Origin of the sequence: Acinetobacter sp. Marseille-Q1623 (assembly GCF_902809895.1) — a bacterium.
GTDB lineage: Bacteria > Pseudomonadota > Gammaproteobacteria > Pseudomonadales > Moraxellaceae > Acinetobacter > Acinetobacter piscicola_A.
The window spans coordinates 2568533-2588574 of sequence record NZ_CADDWG010000001.1 but is presented as its reverse complement, the minus strand read 5'-3'; the positions used below and the strand labels follow the sequence as shown (position 1 = coordinate 2588574).

Sequence of the window (20042 nt, the reverse complement as noted above, 5' to 3'; positions counted from 1 at the left end):
TAAAAATGCCAACGTAAATGTTGGCATTTTTTATATTCCATCGTGATAACTTTGGGTCAAGTTTCAACAATTCCTTCTAAACTTTCTAATTTAATTAAATATTTACGAATCTGTTCTTCTGCGATTTCATCATGGTGTGGATAAAACCATTTCGCGATTTGTTCAGCAACATGAGGATGATATTGCAATTCAAAATGATTTAACCCATAAAAAACAGCTTTATGTGATTCAGGCAATTTTAATTGAAATCTTGGATTAGGATGTTCGCCTAGTGCGCTTTTTACACTAACTAAATAATCGCCGATGACTTTTAAAGTACGATTCTTGCGATTTTCAAACTCAAGAGTTCCTGCGATGAGATAGGTATTGATATAAGAAGGTAAAGGAGCAGGTTTACGGTTGTCATCCATTAAACCAATTCGTGCATGGTTATGTTCCCAATCATCATCACGCACACTGCCAAAACGTAAGTCCAAAATGCCATTACTACGAATATTAACGACATGACTGACTAATTTGACCAAAGGAAAATGTCCGATTTTATCTTGTAGTGCAAAACCAAATCGTTCTAACACAGCACCATGATGAGGCGAACCTAAGCAGACAAGGTTTTCAACCATATGAATCCATTGATGCATATTTTGCTTACCATAAAACAAGGCGCTACGTGAAACCAATCCACCCATACTATGTCCAATCAGGTCAATACTGGTAATACGCGGATTACGTTTGACTAAATCTTCTAACATATTAGCTAAAGAACGCCCATTAGCTGAAATACGACGACCTGTATTGTAATGTACATATAACATGGTGTTATTGTCACGTTGGGCAAGTAATTTTTCACCAATTCCGCCATTGCCACGGTTGCTCCAATCCAAATGATTCATACATAAACCATGTGAAAAAATCACCATGCGTCCAGCCAAATCGCCTTGCTGAATTTCACCATAATGGTCATACAATACAGTGGATAATGCTAAAGGATTATGTGTTGCGAGTAAGTAGTCGCCAAGTACACCATTGAGCGCACTGATCAAGAACGTCAGTGTGGGGGTTAATGGTTTGTCATGTAATTTAGGAAAATGCTCAATCACTTTACGTAAACTAGGTGCCAAAAAGTAATGCCCATAGTTTTGCAGTGAGTTAAAACCAAACTGATAGATTTTTTCGACATAAGGACGTGCTTGGAAACGTTTGGCTTTTTGTTTACTTAAACCAAAAACACTGAGTAAAACTTCACGTTGTAAAGATTGAATCAGATCTTGCACGACACTATTAAGTGGTGTGCTGACCAGTTGTGCTAAGCCTTCTAATACATCAGCCTGACTGGGTGGAGAGCGATCCCATTTACAATAAGTCTCGTGTAGTGGTGTTAAACTTGCCATATTTTCTTATCCTCCATACGATCTAAACCCATTAAAATGAGTTAGATCTAGACTTATATCCCTATATCATTCTATTCATCATCTTGAAACTTGATTAGCATACTGTTTCAAGTTTCAGCATATTGTTTTTTTGTCGGACAATAAACTGTGTTGTACAAATTGAAACATTCTGTGATGTATATCACACTAAAAATTATATGAGCTTTGTTAAATTTGCAAATGGTTTTAGATGAATATTATTTATTTACATGGGTTTAAAAGCAGCCCCTTTTCTATAAAAGGGCAACAGCTGTATCAACACTGTCAATACATTAGCGAATGTCAGGTACATTTGCTAGATTTAAATTGTCGACCTGACGAAGTGATACAGAAAGTTTCAACAATGCTCAATTCACTCGATCAAGTGGCTTTGGTGGGAAGTAGTCTTGGTGGTTTTTACGCAACACAATTAGCAGAAAAGTTTAATATTCCAGCAGTTTTAATTAATCCTGCTGTACAACCGTGGGTATTATTTAGAACATTATTTGGAATAGAGCAGTTACCTTATCAAGTCAATGAAAAATGGACTTTAGATAATACACAGCTTAATTTCTTAGAGCAGACGGCGATAAAAAAATTACAACATTCTGAAAATTTTTTAGTGTTATTACAACAAGGTGATGAAGTTTTAGATTATCGTGAAGCACAAGCATTTTATAGACCAAATTCTTTTGTGATTACAGAAATGCAGGGGAATCATGCGATGGAAAACTTTGCAGAAAAAATTCCGATGTTAATTGAGTTTTTAGCAGCGTTTTATCACAAATAGTTGCTTAGAATAATCCTGAATGAAATCACTATAACGTCACTAACTGTCGCATTAACAGACTAACATCAAGATCTAGGCTGTTTTTTTACTAAAAATGAGATACTGTACGCCTTATAATACATATCTTGAATTTTAGTTAAATTTTAAAAAGGGAAACTTGCAACGTGACGCAATATACAGCCCAATCTCTTGAGGTTTTATCGGGTTTAGATCCTGTACGCCGCCGTCCGGGTATGTACACCGATACCACACGTCCAAACCATTTGGCACAAGAAGTTATTGATAATGCTGTCGATGAGGCACTTGCAGGGCATGCCAATAAAATAACCGTTACGGTATATAAAGACGGTTCATTGTCGGTTGAAGACAATGGGCGTGGTATGCCAGTCGATATTCACCCTGAATATGGGCAAAGCGGGATCGAAATCATCCTTACTAAACTCCATGCAGGTGGTAAGTTCAGTACAGATAACTACCAATTTTCAGGTGGTTTACATGGTGTCGGGATTTCAGTAGTTAATGCCTTGTCGGACCGCGTTGAAGTTGAAGTTCAGCGTCAGGGTAATCTCTACAAAATGGCATTTGAACATGGTGAGCCTGTTGCGCCTTTAGACGTTCTAGAAGGCAAAGCACCGAAGCGTGCTTCAGGAACAACGGTTCGTTTTTGGCCTGAAGCAAAATATTTTGATTCACCAAAATTTGCACTCAAAGCCTTAAAGCATAATTTAAAAGCCAAAGCCGTATTAGCCGCAGGTTTAGAAATCAATTATATAGACCAGATCAATGATGAAAAAATTCAGTGGCAATTTGAAAATGGTTTAGTCGATTATTTGATGGATGAAGTGCAAGACCGTGAGATTTTGCCAAATCCTGCTTTTGTCGCCAATGGTGAGGCAGAACGTGCCAGTGCTGAATTTGCGATTTGTTGGAATATTGATGGTGGCGAACAGATTCAAGAAAGTTATGTGAATTTGATTCCAACAGCGCAAGGTGGTACGCATGTGAATGGTTTGCGTTCAGGTATCACTGAGGCTTTACGTGAGTTTTGTGAGTTACGTAATTTATTACCACGCAATATGAAGCTGTCTGCTGAAGATGTATGGGATGGTGTGAATTATATTCTGTCTTTGAAATTACAAGAACCACAATTTTCAGGGCAAACCAAAGAACGTCTGTCGAGCCGTGAAGCATCAAATATTGTATTAAATATTGCCAAAGATGCGTTTACTTTGTGGCTCAATCAAAACTCAGAAACAGCCATGCAACTTGCTGAAATGGCAATTGCTAAAGCAGGTCGCCGTTTAAAAGCGGCGAAAAAAGTGGAACGTAAAAAAATTGTTTCAGGGCCTGCTTTACCAGGGAAATTGGCGGATTGTGTTGGGCATACCCTTGAAGAATCTGAATTGTTTATTGTGGAAGGTGACTCTGCGGGTGGTTCTGCCAAACAAGCTCGTGATAAAAACTTCCAAGCGATCATGCCGATTCGCGGTAAGATTTTAAATACATGGGAAGTGTCTTCGGATGAGGTTTTGGCTTCTCAGGAAGTGCATGATATTGCGATTGCGATTGGCGTAGACCCCGGCAGTGATGATTTGTCAGAACTACGTTATGGTAAAATCTGTATTCTTGCCGATGCTGACTCGGATGGTTTGCACATCGCGACTTTGCTTTGTGCATTGTTTGTGAAACATTTCCCGAATCTAGTCGAAGAAGGGCATTTGTTTGTGGCAATGCCGCCATTGTTCCGTATTGATGATGCTAAAGATGTGCATTATGCACTTGATGAAGATGAGTTAGAAACCATCTTAAAGAAAGTAAAATCTAAAAATCCACAAATCACTCGCTTTAAAGGTTTGGGGGAGATGAATGCAAGTCAACTTCGTGAAACCACGATGGATCCAAATACTCGTCGTTTGGTGCAGTTAGATTTGGATGATAGTCAGTTTACTGCGGGCTTGTTGGATAAATTACTTGCGAAAAAACGTTCTGCTGACCGTAAACATTGGTTAGAACAGAAAGGTAATTTAGCGGATTTAGGTGTTTGATAAAATATAATGATCAAAGTAATGTTAAGCATTACTTTGATCAATTAAGGTAAAGTTTAGAAGTTGAGAGACTGATTTATTGTTGAGTTGATGTCTTGCTGATATTTCTAAAATTCTTTTACGAATTTCAATAAGCTCTTGTTTTAATTCCTGAATAGCAATTTGATAATCAGAAAATGGAATAACAATATCTTCAAGCTCTTCTTCCTCTTCTTCAATAAATCGAATTTGATCATTTTCTATTTTACAACTCAACATAGGATGACCAATCCAAAACCCAGTTAAATTTTTTTTAGCTAAGTTAATCCAGCTCTCCACATCATTGAGATCGGAACAACATCTATGTGTGAGAATGGGATTTAATGTTTCAGCTATTTCACATAAAACAAATCCACCTTCAAGACTATTTTGATCTTTGTAAATAGCATCTTTTATAATTTTAACAAGATTATTTTCACTGGTTTGTTGAATAGCATATAAATTATAACCTTCTGCAATAGGTTCAAATGGGTCCATAAAGCCATTTAATTTATATACTTGATCAAGGTAATTTGTATATTCTTCATCTGAAAATGGATATGGTGGGGATTTAACATCAGGATGTGAATATTCTAATTCAAAGACTGGAATAAGTTTTAACTTCATCTAAGTCTCAACCTTATAGAAAGTACCACCTGCATAAACATTATGCCCAAAGCCACAACCTGAGTCTCCATCATCTTGTTTAACTTCAATATAATTTCCTAAATTTTGATCTGCTTTAAAATCAAGCTGAATGGTACAGTCTTCATATTTATACATTGCACGTTTTTGATTTAAAGCAAAAGTCGTATCAAACTCGCCCATATTAGGTCCATAAATAAGACTTCTTAAACCCATATATAGACCTGCATAGCTCATCTCATAAGCATTTTTGGTACGTTTAACTGAAATATGATCCCATTCGCCAAAACCTGCATAACTGACATATTCACCTGATAAATCATGTGAAATTTTAGGCTTTACAAGATTTTTTAAATTAAATTGATTGGACTTTTCATTTTTGTTAATCATTAACCATGCTCTTGCCCACATCGGTTTTCCCAATTTGGCATACGTCAGTGCCACATTATTTTGTGCCGTAATCACATTATTTTCAGAAAATTTAACAGTGGTTTCATCTGCATTACTCAGACAAAAAGATGTCCATGCGGCTTGGGTTTGAAAATGTTCTAATGCTTTTTTATAATTTTTTTGGTCATATAATTTTTTGCCTAATGTTGCTTCAGTCTTTATTGCTAGGCATCCTTGCTGTAATTCTTGTTGAAAAGAGGACGGTTCAGCATGTACATTTTGAAGGACGGAAAAAGCGAATATAGCACTCGAAAAAATAAGGATTTTTTGCATTGTTATTTAACATTAAAAATTTTAAATGGAATCTTTATAGCAAAATATTTGGGATTATATTGTCAAAATTTGAAAAGACAATGAAGCCTTTAGACTTCATTGTTGGGAAAGTTACAGCCTAAAAACTTTAAAATTTATAACCGAGTGTCAGTGTATAAAGCATTGGGTTGACATCACCACTACCGACTTTAGTGCCATTAATTTCAATATCAGAGTTGACATCAATATAGCGAAGTTCTGTACCTAAGCTTATATTTTTATTGATATTATAATCCACACCAAGCGTTGCAGCATAGCCAAAAGAATTGCTAATATTAAGCTTATCATTGCTGATCAATTTTTCATTGAAGTAGTAAGTATAATTGACCCCAGCACCGACATAAGGATTGAATTTGCCATCTGGATTGAAGTTATATTGTACGCTCAAGGTTGGTGGTAAATAACGGGTATAACCAATTTTTTCACCATTGCCATAGATACGATGCTTTGGCGCAGTTCCAACCAACAGATCAACAGCGACATTGGGAGTGACAAAGTACAAATTGGATGCAGTTAATGCATAACTACGCGAAATACTGGTTACTGTACCATCGTATAAATTGCCTGGGTGGTCTTTCGGCTCAATCAGCGTCACTCCTAGACGTGATTTAAATTTACTTAGGTCTATTTCAGCATAACTGTTTGAAAATGAGCATAATCCTAGACAGAGTAAAATACATTTTTTCATTGTCATCTCCATGAATATCAAAAAACAACGATGGATTCCTTGTCGTTGTACTTTTAGATAATCAAGAAACATGCCATAAATATTATTTTATAAAATTCAATGAATTATGTTTTTTGAAAGATTGATATGCTAGAAAATAATTCAGCAATTGCTGAAACTAAAATTATTATTTTCATGCTTTGCTGAATTTAAAAAATCAAAATATTTCAGTATCTATAACGAGTTGCATCAAAACTAAATCACGCCATTGTCCAAATTTTTGTCCCACTTGCGGCATATATCCTGTTTGTTGAAAGCCTAAGTTTTGATGCAGTTGAATCGAGGCGGTATTTTCATGATCAATTGCAGCGACCATGACATGGATTTGTTGTTGCTTGGCATGTTGAATTAAGCTGAGCAATAAAGCTTTACCTAGACCTTGTCTTGCAAAGCGTGGGTCAATATAAATTGAATGTTCAACAGTATGTTTATAACCATGGATCGCCCGAAAACTTGAATAATCGGCATAACCTGCAATGTGCTTAGTTTCAGTTTCTTCTGCAACAAAAATCGGGAAATTTTGGCTGTGTAAGGTTTCAAACCAATTTTGGTATGCGTCTAAACTTTTTATTTCGCTATTCCATGTGGATAAACCTGTTGCAATCTCCTGATTATAAATATTCATAATATGAATTAAATCCTGTGCTTGTGCAGGGCGGATATGAAAATGCATAGACAATTAGATGAATAAAAAGAAAGAATTAAACAATTTTTACGCTTTAAAAAATAAAAAAGCAAGATCGAAATCTTGCTTTAAAAATCAAATCTTTATAGTTTTAGAAATGATATTTTACTAAGGCACTCACGTCATTTTGGTCAACGCCTTTAATGCCGTATTTGTTATTCCAAACAGAGTGTTCAACACCGACATAAAGCTTAGTTTTCGGTGAAATGTGTTTACCTGCATTCCATTTCCACTGAGTTGTCCAGTTCAGTTCGCTTGCATGGTCATCTTCTGCTGTAGACCAATCAAGGAAACCATCAACTAAAAAGTCTTCTGAACCGAGTTTAAATGGCACACCATAAGTGATGGTCATTTGATAATCATCATCTTGTTTGTCATTGTCTGCTTTATAGAAGTTGATGCTAGCAAACTGTGTATAAGGAATAGCAAGGTCAAAACCTACACCATACAAAAAGTTGTTGAATTCTTGGTTAAGATCGTAACCTGCGTTATGTTCCCACGTGGTTGCAATGAGTACATCTTTGATTGGACCAAAAGCAAGTTTTTCACCAGAAACTTCACCCAAGCTTAAACGTGGAGATAACTCAAAATAGGTATTTTGTTCGTCATTGCCATCAAGTTGGTGGTCTACAAAGAAAAATACATCAGCGTATTTCAATTTTGCTGCGTATTCAGCAGTAACTGTTGTACGGTCTTCAGTACCCACTTCATAGTTTTCACCATAAAGTCCCGTTAAGCTGAAATCTTGCCAAACTACAGGATTCGCTTGTGCGAAAGTTGCAGTTGAAGCCAGTGTACATAGAGTTGCAAAGTGTGTGAGTTTCATGAAAATCTCTTCCCCCAAGAAAGCGTAACAAGGATACAGATTCTTAAGCAAAAATAAAGCCACAATGGTCAAAAATGTAAATTATTATGTAATTTAAGCAGGGCAGGAAAATATCTAAAATAGTAATATTCTGTAACCGCTATTTTTCACATGTACACTTGTATGCTTTTTAAGCGATTTTAAATGTGTGAAAAGTGTGAAATTATAAATAAAAAAAGATAAATAAATCATTAAATTAGAAAATAAAGTAACAAGTTGTCATTTTTCATATTGTTTTCATAAATATTTTCAAAATCCGCTTGCATATTTTTCAATATAGCCCGATATTGAAGATATAAGGACACAGAAACTTCTTTAAAGTGTTCATCATTCATTATGGAGGTTACGACCAAAATTTAAATGAAGATGTGCTTAGTGCTGAAGCATCAGCCAGAATCTAACGTGCCGACATAAGAAAGTTTTGCACATACACATAAATGATTTTTTTTTTAAATTTATTGAAAATATAAAATTGGTTAAAAGAGGTTAATATTTATGAACATTGAAATTCGTACAGATAAAAATATTCAAAATAGTGATCGTTTAATTACCTATGTACGTGAAGAATTAAATCAAGAATTTCAACGTCATAGTGAGCGTATTACGCAATTTTCGGTTCATATTAGTGATGAAAATGGGGATAAAGGCGGCGATGACGATATTCGTTGTATGATCGAAGCCAAAGCTGCAGGTTTAAAACCAGTGGTTGTTACACATAAGGCGAAAAATATTGATCTCGCTTTGCATGGTGCAATTGATCGTATTAAACGTAGTATTGAACATGTTCTAGAGAAAAAAGAAAATCCACGTGGTGGAAAGTTAGAATTTAGTGAGACAGATGTCGAAGCTGATGAAGCTTAATGAGAAAAGCCCCGAAAGGGGCTTTTTTTATGGCATGTTGAAAAGTTTTGGTCAGAAAACAACAAAAAATGACATAAAATTTTGCAAAATCAGTAAGCTAATAATTACTTGAACTATCTTTTTTATTTTTCGGCATAATATGTTGCATATGAACTCCAAAATGAGATAAACACATGCTGACTGCGCCACAACAACATTTCTTACAGGCTATAGAAGCATTAGATTTGGAACAAGTAAAGCGTCTATTGGCTGAGGGTCTAGACCCTAATTTTATTGATCCTGAGAAAGGACCTGCTGTATCTGTATGGTCGGATGGTTTATTTCAATGGTGGGAAGTGGTTTGTGAAGCTTATGAAGCGGGTCAACCCTTCAGTGCTGAACAAAAGCAAGCACAGCTCAGTGTGCACTTAGAGATTTTAGAACAGTTAATTCAAGCCAATGCAAACTTCCATTTATGGGATGCAGAAGAGTGTTATGGTCCATTGTGGGATGCAGCAAGTGCTGCATGTGTACCTGCGGTCAAACGCTTGTTAGAACATAAAGTTGACCCAAATAGCAAAGATGAAGAAGGAAAAACCATTCTTACTTCAATTTGTGATCTATTTTTTGATCAAGATTTTGACGAAATAGATTGGTCACAGGCTTTACCTGAAGAGAAAGAAACTTTAGAGTTATTGCGTAGCCACGGCGCCAAAATGTCTAAAGAATTAGCTTAACAGAGTAATAGTATGACAATATCTAACAAAATCATCGTTCTGCTTGTAGCAAGTGCAAGTATGAGCAGCTTTGCAGCAGAATTTTCATTTGATCGTCCTGGTGCAGGATTTAGTACGGGGATTACACCTGTAGGTCAGGTGGCTTGGGAGCAAGGTTTACCGAGCGCAACTTATAGCGAAACAACGATCGATGGTGCAAAGGCAAAAACGGTGACCTTAAATGGTGATATGTTGTTGCGTACAGGTTTGGCATCAGGCTTAGAATTACAACTCGGCTGGGCAGGACCTGCATGGACACAAACCAAATATAAAGGTGAAAAAGTTGATGATAATGGTTTGGGTGATGTCAGTATCGGTTTAAAGAAAGCGATTGATTTAGACGATGATAAATTGTCTATGGCTGTTTTAGCACAAGCTGTGATTGCAACAGGGAATGAAGGCTTTAGTAACGAAGATGATATTTATAGCGTAGGTACTTCACTCGACTATAAATATAATGACTTGGTGAATACGGGCATTACCATGAATTATGCAGTGCAAGATGGTGACTGGTCAGTGACTGCGATTCCAACTGTAGGTTATAAAATTGCAGGTAATTTATCAGGTTTTTCTGAATTTATTTACCGTAAAGGTGAAAGCGAAGATTATCAATATGGCTTGGCTTCAGGTCTGATCTATGCGTTGAATGACCGTACTCAACTTGATGGCAGCATCGGGGTTGATTTAGAGGGTCAAGATCGTAGTTACAATGCAGGATTTGGTGTTTCATTCCTGTTCTAAAGATGGTCTTAAAAAATCAATTTAAGAAGAGCAACATATGTTGCTCTTTTTTTATTGGGTCACAAAGATTTATAAAATACATAAAAAATGTTGGATACGCTATGTGCATTATTTTAAATGGACGTTGTTACAAACGGGGATAAATGCAGCCGTAAAAGAAAAGATTTAAAAAACTTAAAGATAAAATGAGCGTTTAATTTCCAAGCAATTTTGCTAGAAAATGAGTGATATTGTATCAACTTGGGTGATTCGATTAACAACTCAATAGCGCTCTGTTATATTTGCCCATTGATCTTGATATGAGAAATTTTGCTTGGCTACTCCTTTTTGGTATAACGCAGCACTTGCGATCGTCAAACCTTTGTATCAATGGCGTATCAAAAAACGTGCGACAGATTTGGCCGAATACCAACAGGAATATCTTGAGCGTTTTGGTCCCTTCCAAGCTGTGAAAAATACGCAGGCCATTTGGTTTCATTGTGTCTCTGTGGGTGAAACCAATGCGGCACAACCGCTCATTGAACATTATTTACAACAAGGGCATGCAGTTTTAGTGACCAATACCACTAAGACAGGTCAAGCACGTGCCAAGTCATTATTTCTAAAAGCACCGTTTGAGTCACATTTCCAAGCGGTATATTTACCTGCAGATTTGAAAGATTTGGTTGCAGATTTTTATCGTAAATATCAACCGAAACTGCTTATTTTGGTTGAAACAGAACTTTGGCCAAATTTGATTGATCAAGCGAAGCAATTCAATGTGCCTTGCTTGTTGGTCAATGCTCGACTTTCGGAGAAATCAGCCAAAGGTTATGGCAAAGTGCCGAGCTTGACGCGTTCAATGTTGCAAAAATTGGATGATGTTTTGGCACAAGATACAGCCACAGCACAACGTTTTATTGCTTTAGGCTTAGCTAAAAATACCGCGAATGTGGTGGGCAGCATTAAGTTTGATATTTCAGCACCGCAAATATTTATTGAAAAAGCGCAACAGTTACAGCAGGAGTGGAATTTACGTGCTCGAAAAATCATTACTCTTGCCAGTACTCATTCTCCTGAAGAACAAAAATTACTCACTGCGTTAAAGCCATACTTGCAACAACGACCTGAATTGTTGTGTGTGGTTGTACCTCGACATCCTGAACGTTTTGATGAGGTTTTTCAGGTTGCGCAAAGTTTGGGCTTAGAGACCCAGCGCCGTAGTTTAAGTGAAACGATTCAAGTCAATACTCAGGTCTACTTAGCAGACAGCATGGGTGAGTTATGGCAATGGTATGCGTTAAGCCAAGCCTGTTTTGTGGGGGGGTCTTTAAATGAACCAGGCGGTGGACACAATATTTTAGAGCCGATGGCATTACATGTGCCAACTGTGATAGGTCCTCATTATTTTAATTTCCAAGTCATTGTCGATGATTTTTTACAGGCAGATGCCGTAAAAGTCGGTCAATCTGTCGAGGATGTCGTGGCTTTGCTGCTGCGTTGTATCGATGATACACATTTTGAACAACAGCTTACTCAACATGCAGATCGTGTGTTGACTCAAAATAAAGGTTCTTTGCATAAGCATATTGCAGTGATTGATACCTATTTATGAATATTGTGTTATTAGACCCACGACAAACCCAATCGGAAATGTGGACAATCACCTCCAAAAGACAACTAGAACATTTAAAGACGCATGTGGGTGTTCAGGTTGGAGATACTTTAAAAGTCGGTATTCTTCAAGGAAAGCGTTATCTTACAGAGGTTGTGAGTATTGCGGAAAATGCAATTAAAATTCAGGCTATTCGAGAAGAAAGCGTTCCTGCTAAATTACCTGTGACCTTGATTGTCGCAATGCCAAGACCAAAAGTTTTGCGCCGTTTGATTATGGATGCAGTGACTTTGGGTGTAGAAAAAATCATTCTTTTACATAGTTATCGGGTGGATAAAAGTTATTGGCAGACGCCTTTTTTACAACAACTTGAGCATTTTATTATATTGGGTTTAGAACAAGCAGGTGATACTCAACCACCCCAAATTGAGCTGTATAAACGCTTTAAACCCTTTGTAGAAGATGTATTGCCGACGCTTATTCATGAGCAATGTCCTGCTTTTGTAGCGCATCCTTATGTAGAACAAAAAATGCCTTTTGCGATTGATCATGCCTGTAGCATTGTGATTGGTCCTGAAGGTGGGTTTATTCCATATGAAATTGACTTGCTCATCAAAAACGGCTGCCAAGTTGTAAGCTTAGGCAACCGTATTATCCGTACTGAAACTGTGATTCCTTATGTTTTAGGACGCTTATTTAGCACGTGCTGATTCTTCTTCTGGGTTTTCGCCACGATAGACTTTAACTTCCTGTACAGGATATGGAATCGAAATACTATTTTCTGCAAAAGCCTGAATGACACGTTCTTGGACTTCACTGATCGATGCAGATGTCGTAGTTTCAGAGGTATTTACCCACCATTGCACTTTTAAATTGACTGAGAAATCTGCTAATGCTGATACATTCACACTAAATAAAGGCTGACTGAGAATGGTTTGATCATGATCCAAAATTTTCATGATAATGCTTTTAGCTTCTTGTACATTGTCCTCATAGCCAATCCCCACCACAAACTCACAACGGCGGCGTGGGTAAGCGGTGTTCACCGTTACTGCACTGGTATATACCGTTGCATTAGGAATGACGATACGGCGACCATCAGGTGATTGTAAAAAAGTTGCACGTATCTGAATATCTTCAACCGTTCCTTCCATATTATTGACCACAATCGTATCGCCAATTTTGAAAGGTTCACTGAGTAAAATCAAAATCCCTGATAGCATATTTTGGAAAATGTCTTTGAAGGCAAAACCAATGGCAACAGAACCAATACCCAATGCACTCATTAATTGACCTGGGGTAAAACCTGGAATAGCGATGACCATCGCAATGAGGAAACCAAAGAAAATAATGAAGGTACTACCAACACGGTTGAGTACTAAAACTAAGTTTTGGCGGGTATATGAGCGATTTTCAAGGGTTTTACGTACGAAAAATTTAAAGACTTTTGACAAAAGCCAAAAAATCATCAGTACCACAAGCGCAATACAGAAATAAGGCACACGTTCCCAAAAACCATCCATAATTTTATCGATGGTGGTATAGGCATCATTATATTTCGCGGTGTGTTTAATCACTGTTTCTGCTGTTTTTTCACTAGCAGTATGTAGCAATTGAGTGGTGTCTTGGGCAACATCACTAAGTTTGGTTGTTTCTTCAGCCACTTTAAAGTCCAATAAAAAGTTGAGTGACTCTGCCTTGCATTGACAAAATAAATGATCACAAGGCGAGTTTTGACAAGCAGTTAAATCACTGGGTTGTCAGGTTAGAAATAATCAGTACTGTGCTGAATGATTTCAGTTGGTTTCTCTAGGTCACCTGTTCCGACCAAATAGGAGATGGCACTGGCAGTTGCGATTAAACTGAATATGGTCAATAAGATCAGTGTCCATGCAATGATTTTTTCAATCACTGTGGCAGGGCGAGGATGTCCATAGCGATTATATGTCGCATCACCTTGAGCAAACAGTAAATACAGTGTAAAAAAGAAATTCACCACAGGTAAAAACAGCAGTAAACACAACCAGCCAGAATGATCACGATCATGTAAGCGACGAATAATGATCACAAAGTTAAAATAAATATACAACACAACAAGCAGACCATAACTTATGCTACTCATCATGCCAAAAGTATTTAAAGCATGTTGATTTAATGACAACTGACTTAGGTTAAAAATGCCTAGTGCTAAACTGAGTGCAATGACTGCTGCCAAAAAAATAAAATGTAGCAAACCATACCAAGCAATATAACTGAGACGATTAAAACGCCCTTGTGCTGTAGAGGGTGGGGCTGTGGGCACAGTATTTTGCCGAGAAAAAAATGGGGCGCTATCTTGAGATGACATAGAGATTAACTTTTGAATACGTCTAGTAAGAAAGTGTAACGACTTAAAAAATATGCCTAAAGCATTTGTGAAATTATAAGATCAAAAAACGACAAAAAAGCTGATTTTTTTGAATGTTTTTGCAAATGATTTGTACAAACACGATCATTAAAGTGAACGCCTCGTCTACGACCAAAGCACTATTGTGATCTAAAATGCGCTATCGTAATACTGAATGTATGCAAGGAATAAAATCAAGAACGTAGGCATAGATCTCGAGACGAGATGATTAGAAAATAAGGACGTATAATATGAATGAAGTGTATCCAGTACCAGAAAATTTTGTAAAAACTGCAAGAACCAATGAAAAACAATATTTTCAACGTTATCAAAAGTCTGTTGAAAATCCTGATCAGTTTTGGGCTGAGGCTGCGCAACAACTGGATTGGATCAAACCCTTTACCCAAGTTAAAAATACCCGTTATGACAAGGATAATTTCAAAATAGAATGGTTTGCAGATGGGCAACTCAATGTCAGTGAAAACTGTTTAGATCGGCATTTAAAAGTCCATCCACATAAACCTGCAATTATCTGGGAAGGGGATCATCCTTCGCGACATAAAATTATTTCATTTGTAGAGCTGCATGATGAAGTTTGCCGCTTTGCTAATGTACTCAAAAAGCATGGCGTAAAAAAAGGTGACCGTGTTGTGCTGTATATGCCAATGGTGCCTGAAACCACCATTGCGATGTTGGCATGTACGCGAATAGGTGCAGTACATTGTGTGGTATTTGGCGGTTTTTCCCCTGACTCTTTGGCAAGTCGCATTGAAGACAGTCAGGCAAAATTGGTGATCACGGCTGACTCAGGTTTACGCGGTGGTAAACCGATTCCAATCAAAGAAAATGTCAATGCAGCCTTAAATATCAAAGGGACAGAATCCGTTGAAACCGTGTTGACGGTGTATCGCACGGGTGAACCGATTGAAATGAAAGAAGGGCGTGACCTATGGTATCACATGGAAATTATGACCGTCACGGATGATTGTCCACCTGAACCCATGAATGCTGAAGATCCATTATTTATCTTATATACATCAGGTTCGACAGGGAAACCGAAAGGTGTTTTACATACCACAGGTGGCTATTTAACCTATGTGAATTGTACCTTTCGTGAAATTTTTGATATTAAACAAGATGATGTGTTTTGGTGTACTGCTGACGTTGGTTGGATCACAGGACATTCTTATGTGCTATATGGACCTTTATCCAATGGTACAACCACATTGATCTCAGAAGGTGTGCCACAGTACCCAACATGGGCACGTACAGGACATATTGTTGATAAACACCATGTCACCATTTTATATACTGCACCGACTGCCATTCGTGCCATGATGCGTGAAGGGGATGCGTATATTCGTGAAAGTGATCGTAGCAGTTTGCGCTTGCTTGGATCGGTCGGTGAGCCGATTAACCCTGAAGCATGGAATTGGTACTATACCGTCGTGGGCGAAAGTCGTTGTCCAATTGTGGATACATGGTGGCAAACTGAAACGGGTGGGATTCTGATTTCTCCTTTACCGGGTGCAACAGCATTGAAGCCAGGTTCTGCAACACGCCCATTTTTTGGTGTACAGCCTGCTTTGGTTGACGCTGACGGAAATGAACTTGAGGGCGAGGCAGAAGGTAATTTAATTATCAAGGATTCATGGCCGGGTCAAATGCGGACCATTTGGGGTGATCCTGAACGCTTTATTGAGGCATATTTCTCAACTTATCCGGGCAGTTACTTCACTGGAGATGGTGCACGCCGTGACAAAGATGGTTATTACTGGATCACAGGACGCGTCGATGATGTATTAAATGTTTCAGGGCACCGTTTGGGGACTGCTGAAATTGAAAGTGCATTAGTGGCACATGAGCTGGTTGCAGAAGCTGCTGTCGTGGGGATGCCACATGACATTAAAGGGCAAGGGGTGGCAGCTTATGTGACGTTACAAGCCGATGCAACTGAAACTGAAGAATTACGTAATGCGTTAGTGGCTTGGGTGCGTAAAGTCTTAGGCCCAGTAGCCACACCTGATGCGATTTATTGGGCACCTGCGCTGCCGAAAACCCGTTCAGGGAAAATTATGCGTCGTATTTTACGTAAAATTGCGGCGAATGAACTCGATAGTTTAGGTGATACTTCGACTTTGGCTGACCCAAGTGTGGTGGATCAGTTGATTGAAGAAGTAAAATCACAACATGCTTCATAACAATTGAAAATAAGATGATGCCGCCCAATGAGGGCGGTATTTTTTTATCGTGAAGTCTGATCGTGGTTTATACCCTGAGCAATAAACCACGCATTTTTTTACTCACTTCGGTGCGTGCATGTTGCGTTAAAAAATGACTGGGAATATGCAACAAATAGATAAAATGTCCTGCAACATGACGATCTCGGATTTTAGCCTGAATATAATCATAAATTGAGACAAAGGCAGGGCGATGAAATGCCCAAAGCAATTGACCTTTATAATCAATACAATAATAAGCTTCTTGTGGCCAGTTTAGTTGATGTTTACGTTTGATCAGGCATGATGGACAAAAGACAACACCTTTATCTTTTATCAGATGAGAGACAGAGTTATTCAAACCTTTATGACATTCCAAAAAATTTTTAAGTTCTGGATTGGAGTTTAAGGCAGGATAAAAAATGACACAAAATTTATGGGTATAGGTATAAGAGTCATATACAGTAGTCGTTTCAAAAGCGGGATGAGTCTCAAAAAATATTCGGTCTTGTTTTTTTTCAACATGAAAGACAGATGCAAATTGAAATAGTGCTTCTTTTTGGCATGCAGGGCATACGATACTGATTTCTTTGGGAGCACTGAACCATTGATAAGAATAAGTCATTATTATTGTCCAAAATGGTTTTTATGGGCTGAGTATAGTGATAAAAACGTATGAATACTGATATTTTTTAATGAAAAAGTCTTTCGTTTTGAGCTGAATTTATTTTTAAAGATAAGGACAGCATTTATTCAGATAACCAAACAAAACCAGCTTTGCTAAGCTAAAAATATTAAAAATAAGGACGATCTCATGAATGCTTTACATCCTCTGAATTTCACAGTGCTAGAAATCGCGCAGCAACTTGCTCACACGTTTGCAAAAACAGCTGCTGAGCGAGATAAAGCAGGTGGTAATGCCAAAGTGGAACGGGATTTAATTCGTCAAAGTGGTTTATTGAGTTTGTCTATTCCTAAACAATATGGTGGGCAAGGTGCAGATTGGGCAACCATTTTCCAAACTGTCCGCACCATTGCCCAAGTGGATAGTTCTGTAGCGCATATTTATGCTTTCCATCATTTACTCATTGCAACGGTACAGTTATTTGCACAACCTACGCAATATGCAAAATGGTTTGAAGATACTGCAAAAAATAACCTGTTTTGGGGCAATACCTTAAACCCTTTGGACAGACGTACCAAAGCAACTCAAGTTTCAGAGCAAGAGTTTATTTTTCATGGCGATAAAAGCTTTTGTTCAGGTTCGATTGACTCAGATATTTTGCTTTGTTCAGGGTTTGATGAGGAGGGAAAATTATTGATCGGGGTGATTCCAACGGCACGTGAAGGCATCAGCTTTTTGGGTGATTGGAACAATATGGGACAACGCCAAACGGATAGTGGAACAAGTCACTTCGAGCAAGTCAAAATTTCTAAAGATGAGTTATTGCTGAATCCTGGACCATTAAGTACTCCATACTCAAGTTTACGCCCTTTAATTGCTCAATTGATCTTTGTGCATTTATTTTTAGGTGTAGCGGAAGGGGCTTTTGATATTGCCAAAGAAATGGTGCAAAGCCAAAAAGCATGGTCAAAATCCTTAGCAGAAAATGCAGTGAATGATCCCTTTACTCAAAAGCATTTTGCAGAGTTTTATGTACAACTTGAAAGTGTACGTTTACTTGCCAATAAAGCGGTTGAAACTTTTCAATCTGCTTGGGATATTGGAGAAGGTTTGAATGCTGAACAGCGAGGAGAAGTATCGATTGCAATTGCCACAGCGAAAATTGCAGCGACCAATACTTCATTGTTTGTGACACAAAATATTTTCCAAGTGATGGGTGCTCGGGCAACCACAGCAAAACTCAATTTAGATCGTTTTTGGCGTAATGTACGCACACAAACTTTACATGATCCGATTGATTATAAGTATCAAGAAGTTGGGGAATGGGTGTTGACAGGAAAAGTACCTGAGCCAAGTTTTTATTCTTAATGATAAAATTAAAAAGCCTAGAGAATTTAAACTAGACATTACTTTGAAAGATTTTAGATTTATACACACTAAATAAAATTGCTATTAGATAAGACAAATTTATGTGAACGTGTCAAAAAATTGATAACTTCTTTGTATGCCCAAATGGTTTTACAGGTATTTTTAGTCGTATTGACTCATGAAGGCTTTTCGGAAAATAAGTGTATTCATAAAGGGTGTAATAACTATTCTTTGAATGGAATAAAAATTTGCCTCAACCATTTTGGCTATAAATTTGATTTAAAGGATGAAAGTTATTAAGACTATGATTTTATAAAAATAAATATCATTTAGGATTTTTTGATTAAAAAAATCCCTCAAGCCGAGTCCTGAGGGATAAAAACTGATGATCGATTAAAATAATTTATTGTGATTATTGACCCACACTTTAAGCTGATTTTGCAGTGATTTGATGTTTTTGAGCCTCCTCTAATTCACGAACGAGAGGCAATACTTTTTCGCCAAAATATTCCACTTCTTCAATAAAATGTAAGAAACCTGAAAGCACAAGATCTACCCCCACACTTTTTAATTCCACAATACGTTCAGCAATTTGTTGTGGTGTGCCAATCAGATTGGTTTTAAAGCCATCATTATATTGTACTAAGTCTTCAAAAGTAGATTTTGCCCAATTACCTTCACCTTCTTTAGAAGCTGCACCTGCTTCACGAGTTGCATCGCCAAAGGCATTGACTGCTTCAACATTGGCTTGATCAATGATGTCTTGTAGCACGGCTTGAGCTTCTTCTTCGGTATCACGGGCAATAATGAAGGCATTGACCCCAATTTTAACCTGATGGTTGTTTGCCTTTGCTTTTTCACGAATATCATCAATCTGCTTTTTCAGCTCAGCAGGTGTATTGCCGTTGGTAAAGTACCAATCCGATACACGTGAAGCCATATCGCGTGCGGCACGAGAGCTACCACCTTGGAAGATTTCAATATGCGGCTTTTGAATGGGTTTTGGGCTGAGGGTATAATCTTGGAACTGATAATATTTACCCTCAAAACTATAATGATCTGTTGTCCAAATCCCTTTTAGTGTGCGAATAAACTCTTCTGAACGAACATAGCGTTCGTCATGTTCAGGCCAAGGCTCACCAATAGCATCAAATTCACCTTTAAACCAGCCACTGACCACATTGATGGCAATACGCCCGTTGGTTAAATGGTCAATGGTGGCTAATTGCTTGGCTGCCAGTGCTGGTTTCCAAGGACCTGGTAAAATTGCGGCAATCACTTTTAATTTGTCAGTTTTTGCCAAAATACCATGACTAAAGCTCACTGATTCATGTTGATTTTCTGCGTTATATCCTGCTGTAAAGCGAATCTGAGTGAGTGCATATTCAAAGCCACTTTTTTCAGCGGCTTTTGCTAGACGCACATTATAGTCATAGCTCCAATCTGTACGCTGTTCGATTTGGCTCACCACCAAACCACCACTCACATTCGGTACCCAATACGCAAATTTAATATTTTTATCGTGTTGTGACATTAGTTGATCCTTGGAA

At 37.7% G+C, this 20042-nt stretch carries 19 protein-coding genes; 9 read left to right on the top strand and 10 right to left on the bottom strand.

What is annotated here, in order from left to right; translation table 11 throughout:
- Nucleotides 1-56: 56 nt before the first annotated feature.
- The gene (locus HUV91_RS12335) at nt 57-1388 is read right to left on the bottom strand and encodes a hypothetical protein (protein ID WP_130074846.1); all 1332 of its coding nucleotides are present in this window, start codon (nt 1386-1388) and stop codon (nt 57-59) included.
- 229 nt (nt 1389-1617) lie between these two features.
- On the opposite strand from HUV91_RS12335, the gene HUV91_RS12330 reads away from it, so the two are divergent.
- Nucleotides 1618-2196 (top strand): YqiA/YcfP family alpha/beta fold hydrolase, encoded by a 579-nt coding sequence (locus HUV91_RS12330; protein ID WP_174493531.1) that lies wholly within the window; start codon nt 1618-1620, stop codon nt 2194-2196.
- Between the two features lie 164 nt (nt 2197-2360).
- A complete protein-coding gene (parE, locus tag HUV91_RS12325) occupies nt 2361-4241 on the top strand; it encodes a DNA topoisomerase IV subunit B (protein WP_130074843.1) in 1881 nt (626 codons plus the stop codon).
- A gap of 24 nt (nt 4242-4265) precedes the next feature.
- Here the strand turns inward: parE and HUV91_RS12320 are convergent, their stop codons facing one another.
- From HUV91_RS12320 to HUV91_RS12300, 5 genes are all read right to left on the bottom strand, one after another.
- Entirely contained in the window at nt 4266-4886 is a 621-nt protein-coding gene (locus HUV91_RS12320) for a hypothetical protein (protein ID WP_174493530.1), read from the bottom strand.
- Nucleotides 4887-5627, bottom strand: coding sequence for a hypothetical protein (locus tag HUV91_RS12315; protein WP_174493529.1), 741 nt, complete (start codon nt 5625-5627; stop codon nt 4887-4889).
- A 127-nt stretch (nt 5628-5754) separates the two neighbouring features.
- A complete protein-coding gene (locus HUV91_RS12310; RefSeq protein ID WP_130074840.1) occupies nt 5755-6354 on the bottom strand; it encodes an OmpW/AlkL family protein in 600 nt (199 codons plus the stop codon).
- 196 nt (nt 6355-6550) lie between these two features.
- A complete protein-coding gene (locus tag HUV91_RS12305; protein WP_174493528.1) occupies nt 6551-7066 on the bottom strand; it encodes a GNAT family N-acetyltransferase in 516 nt (171 codons plus the stop codon).
- Nucleotides 7067-7169: 103 nt separating this feature from the next.
- Nucleotides 7170-7904: an outer membrane protein OmpK gene (locus tag HUV91_RS12300; RefSeq protein ID WP_130074838.1), complete on the bottom strand. Its 735-nt coding sequence runs from the start codon at nt 7902-7904 to the stop codon at nt 7170-7172.
- Nucleotides 7905-8438: 534 nt separating this feature from the next.
- Here HUV91_RS12300 and HUV91_RS12295 point away from each other — a divergent pair.
- The 5 genes from HUV91_RS12295 (at nt 8439) to HUV91_RS12275 (ending at nt 12604) form a co-directional block, all read left to right on the top strand.
- Entirely contained in the window at nt 8439-8804 is a 366-nt protein-coding gene (locus HUV91_RS12295; protein ID WP_130074837.1) for an HPF/RaiA family ribosome-associated protein, read from the top strand.
- A gap of 173 nt (nt 8805-8977) precedes the next feature.
- Complete coding sequence (locus tag HUV91_RS12290; RefSeq protein WP_130074836.1) at nt 8978-9520, top strand: ankyrin repeat domain-containing protein; 543 nt, start codon at nt 8978-8980, stop codon at nt 9518-9520.
- A gap of 12 nt (nt 9521-9532) precedes the next feature.
- Complete coding sequence (locus HUV91_RS12285; RefSeq protein WP_130074835.1) at nt 9533-10300, top strand: transporter; 768 nt, start codon at nt 9533-9535, stop codon at nt 10298-10300.
- A gap of 313 nt (nt 10301-10613) precedes the next feature.
- Entirely contained in the window at nt 10614-11894 is a 1281-nt protein-coding gene (locus HUV91_RS12280; RefSeq protein WP_174493527.1) for a 3-deoxy-D-manno-octulosonic acid transferase, read from the top strand.
- On the top strand, nt 11891-12604 hold the full coding sequence (locus HUV91_RS12275; protein WP_174493526.1) for a 16S rRNA (uracil(1498)-N(3))-methyltransferase: 714 nt from the start codon (nt 11891-11893) through the stop codon (nt 12602-12604). The genes HUV91_RS12280 and HUV91_RS12275 overlap by 4 nt, the downstream gene beginning before the upstream one ends.
- On the opposite strand, the gene HUV91_RS12270 is transcribed toward HUV91_RS12275, so the two are convergent.
- Both HUV91_RS12270 and HUV91_RS12265 read right to left on the bottom strand, forming a co-directional pair.
- A complete protein-coding gene (locus HUV91_RS12270) occupies nt 12587-13558 on the bottom strand; it encodes a mechanosensitive ion channel family protein (RefSeq protein ID WP_130074832.1) in 972 nt (323 codons plus the stop codon). The two genes, HUV91_RS12275 and HUV91_RS12270, sit on opposite strands and share 18 nt — an antisense overlap.
- 101 nt (nt 13559-13659) lie before the next feature.
- Complete coding sequence (locus HUV91_RS12265) at nt 13660-14241, bottom strand: DUF805 domain-containing protein (RefSeq protein ID WP_130074831.1); 582 nt, start codon at nt 14239-14241, stop codon at nt 13660-13662.
- Nucleotides 14242-14531: 290 nt separating this feature from the next.
- Between HUV91_RS12265 and acs the strand changes: the two genes are divergently transcribed.
- Entirely contained in the window at nt 14532-16481 is a 1950-nt protein-coding gene (gene acs, locus HUV91_RS12260) for an acetate--CoA ligase (protein WP_174493525.1), read from the top strand.
- Between the two features lie 67 nt (nt 16482-16548).
- Here the strand turns inward: acs and HUV91_RS12255 are convergent, their stop codons facing one another.
- Complete coding sequence (locus HUV91_RS12255; RefSeq protein ID WP_174493524.1) at nt 16549-17124, bottom strand: hypothetical protein; 576 nt, start codon at nt 17122-17124, stop codon at nt 16549-16551.
- A gap of 189 nt (nt 17125-17313) precedes the next feature.
- Between HUV91_RS12255 and HUV91_RS12250 the strand changes: the two genes are divergently transcribed.
- Nucleotides 17314-18492: an acyl-CoA dehydrogenase family protein gene (locus HUV91_RS12250; protein ID WP_174493523.1), complete on the top strand. Its 1179-nt coding sequence runs from the start codon at nt 17314-17316 to the stop codon at nt 18490-18492.
- A 427-nt stretch (nt 18493-18919) separates the two neighbouring features.
- On the opposite strand, the gene sfnG is transcribed toward HUV91_RS12250, so the two are convergent.
- On the bottom strand, nt 18920-20026 hold the full coding sequence (gene sfnG, locus HUV91_RS12245; RefSeq protein ID WP_130074827.1) for a dimethylsulfone monooxygenase SfnG: 1107 nt from the start codon (nt 20024-20026) through the stop codon (nt 18920-18922).
- Between the last annotated feature and the right edge of the window lie 16 nt (nt 20027-20042).